Raw genomic sequence first — 2,748 nt, 5'->3', positions numbered from 1 at the left:
TAGCTACCCGGACGGAATTCGCACCGCGCAAACAAAAACCGCCCGCCCGGTGCGATACCGGACGGGCGGAAGCTGCAGGATTGCCTCAGGTACGGGCGAACAAGCGTCGCACCGGTTTGGCGGTACGGGCCAGGGGGGGGGCGGCGGGGGGGCCCGCCGGCCGGCGCGGCCCCCCCGCCCGCCGCCCCGCCCCCCCCCCCCCCCCCCCCCGGCCCCCAAACCCCCGCGACGGGCCAAAACCTTTCAGGGCCTCGTAAGACTCGGCACCACGGCTGGTCACTTTTGGCCCGCGGGGGTGGCCGAGTCCGAGCATCTCGCTCAGCTCGGTGGCGTCGCTGGGCAGTTCGGGTTCGGCGGGCTCAGCACTGCAGAGGGCCGCGGTGTCGCCGGTGGTGCGCACGAAGCTGTGGACCTCGCCGAATACGACGGGGGCGGGACGATCAGGGATCAGGGATCAGCCCAGGTCGTCGTGGCGCATGAGCTGGCGGGCCGCTTCCATGACCGAACCGGTGAGCGAGGGGTAGACCGAGAACGTCTGCGCCAGATCGTTGACCGTGAGATTGTTCTGCACCGCCAGAGCGATCGGCAGGATCAGTTCCGAGGCGATGGGCGCGACCACCACACCGCCGATCACCACGCCGGTCGCCGGGCGGCAGAAGATCTTCACGAAACCGCGGCGCAATCCCGACATCTTGGCGCGTGGATTGGTGTTCAGCGGCAGCATCACCGTCCGGGCCGGTACCTCGCCGTTGTCGATGGCGGTCTGGCTCACTCCGACCGTCGCGATCTCGGGGCGGGTGAACACTGCCGAGGCCACCGTTTTCAGGCGGATCGGGCTCACGCCCTCGCCGAGCGCGTGGTACATCGCGATCCGGCCCTGCATGGCGGCCACCGAGGCCAGCGGCAACAGGCCGGTGCAGTCACCGGCCGCGTAGATGCCCGGGACCGGAGTGCGCGAGACCCGGTCGACCCGCAGGTATCCGCCGCGGTCGAGTTCGAGGCCCGCCTCCTCCAGCCCGAGCCCGGTGGTGTTCGGTGTCGAGCCGACGGTCATGAGTGCGTGCGAACCGGTAACTGTGCGACCGTCGGAAAGAGTTACCAGCACACCGTCGGCCGTACGTTCCACCTTGTCGGCGCGGGCGTGTTTGACCAATTCCACACCGCGCTCGGCGAAAGCATCCTCGAGAACCAGTGCGGCATCGGCATCTTCGCCCGGCAGCACCCGGTCCCGGCTGGAGACCAGGACCACCCGGACACCCATTTCGGTATACGCGGAGACGAATTCCGCGCCCGTGACACCCGAGCCGACCACCACCAGGGTTTCCGGCAGTTCGGCCAGATCGTAGAGCTGGCGCCAGTTCAGGATCCGCTCCCCATCGGGCTCGGCGCCGGCCAGCACTCGCGGCGAGGCACCTGTCGCGATCAGCACCACCTCGGCCTCCACGGTCTCCTCGGCGGCATCCGGACAGGTCACCTCGACCCGGTGCGTGGCCCGGCCCGACCCCGGGCCCGCCAACCGGCCCCAGCCGGGCAGCACCCGGACTCCCGCGCCCTGCAACTTGGACCGGATATCCGACGACTGCGCCAGCGCCAGCGCCTTCACCCGCTCGTTGACCTCCGGCAACCGCACCTCGGCCTGGCTCGGATCCAGCGTTATCCCCAGATTGCGGGCCCGCCGCAGATCGGTGCGTATCCCGGTGGATGCGATGAACGTCTTGGACGGGACACAGTCCCAGAGCACACACGCCCCGCCGATACCGTCGGAATCGATCAGTACAACCTGCGCGCCGTGCTGCGCCGCCACCAGCGCCGCCTCGTAGCCTGCGGGTCCGCCACCGATGATTGCAATGCGGGTCATAACTTCCCCTGTCCTGATCACCCGCGCCCGGCGCGCGGCAGCGTCGCGGCCCTCACTCGCCGAGACAAGCCTAGTCGGTGCTGTTCAGCGGTTCTCAGCGACAGTCCGGGCACGGCCGGAGGCACCCGTAAACGCCCTCGAAGCAGATCCCACAGCACCAATTACGACGCCCCGTACCGGTGCGGGCCGGAACACAACTAAGCTGCCGGTGTGCCGATCTACGCTGCCTACGGGTCCAATATGGATTCGACCCAGATGCTCGAGCGCTGTCCGCACTCCCCCATGTTCGGGACGGGCTGGCTGGAGGGCTGGCGCCTCACCTTCAGCGGGGACGACATCGGCTGGGAAGGCCCACTGGCCACCGTCGTCGAAGAACCGGGTTCCCGGGTCTTCGTGGTGCTCTACGACGTCTCGCCGGAAGACGAGCAGCGACTGGACCGGTGGGAGGGTTCGGATTTCGGGATCCACCGCAAGATCCGCCTCCGCGTCACTCCCAGCCCCGGCAGCGGCACCGAACCCATCCTGGCGTGGCTGTACGTTCTGGACGCCTACGAGGGCGGACTCCCCTCGGCCCGCTATCTGGGCGTGATGGCCGATGCCGCCGAAAAGGCCGGTGCCCCAGCGGACTACGTACACGCCCTGCGCACCCGCAACAGCCGCAACGTCGGCCCGGGTAACAACTTCAGCTGAGCTGTGTCTTTTTGCGGCGCCTTCGGCGCCGCGGGTTTCGGCCCCCTTTGGTCCCTGCTTTCCGCACTCGATGCTCGCGGCTGCGCCGCATACCGTTGGATGTCTGGTTCGAACCGCTCATCATCGTGATCATCGGCGCCGGTTACCTGCTGTGGTATCGATCGACGACCTTCACTCCGACCGAGCAGGCGTCGCTGAGC

The 2,748-nt window shown here is 68.6% G+C and carries 2 protein-coding genes and 1 pseudogene; 2 read left to right on the top strand and 1 reads right to left on the bottom strand.

From position 1 onward, the window contains the following. Nucleotides 1-454 precede the first annotated feature (454 nt). On the bottom strand, nt 455-1,858 hold the full coding sequence (locus QH196_RS04300; RefSeq protein ID WP_280414429.1) for an NAD(P)H-quinone dehydrogenase: 1,404 nt from the start codon (nt 1,856-1,858) through the stop codon (nt 455-457). Between the two features lie 210 nt (nt 1,859-2,068). On the opposite strand from QH196_RS04300, the gene QH196_RS04295 reads away from it, so the two are divergent. Further along, complete coding sequence (locus tag QH196_RS04295) at nt 2,069-2,548, top strand: gamma-glutamylcyclotransferase (RefSeq protein ID WP_280398103.1); 480 nt, start codon at nt 2,069-2,071, stop codon at nt 2,546-2,548. A 47-nt stretch (nt 2,549-2,595) separates the two neighbouring features. Next, a pseudogene (locus QH196_RS04290) lies at nt 2,596-2,748 on the top strand (ABC transporter permease); the annotation flags it as partial.

The organism is Nocardia carnea, assembly GCF_029868325.1.
GTDB classification, from domain to species: Bacteria; Actinomycetota; Actinomycetes; order Mycobacteriales; family Mycobacteriaceae; genus Nocardia; species Nocardia carnea_C.
This window is presented reverse-complemented; position numbering and strand designations above follow the sequence as displayed.

Excerpts from the sequence above, each read along its gene's own strand:
- QH196_RS04300 (WP_280414429.1), bottom strand. The coding sequence starts at position 1,858 with ATGACCCGCATTGCAATCATCGGTGGCGGACCCGCAGGCTACGAGGCG.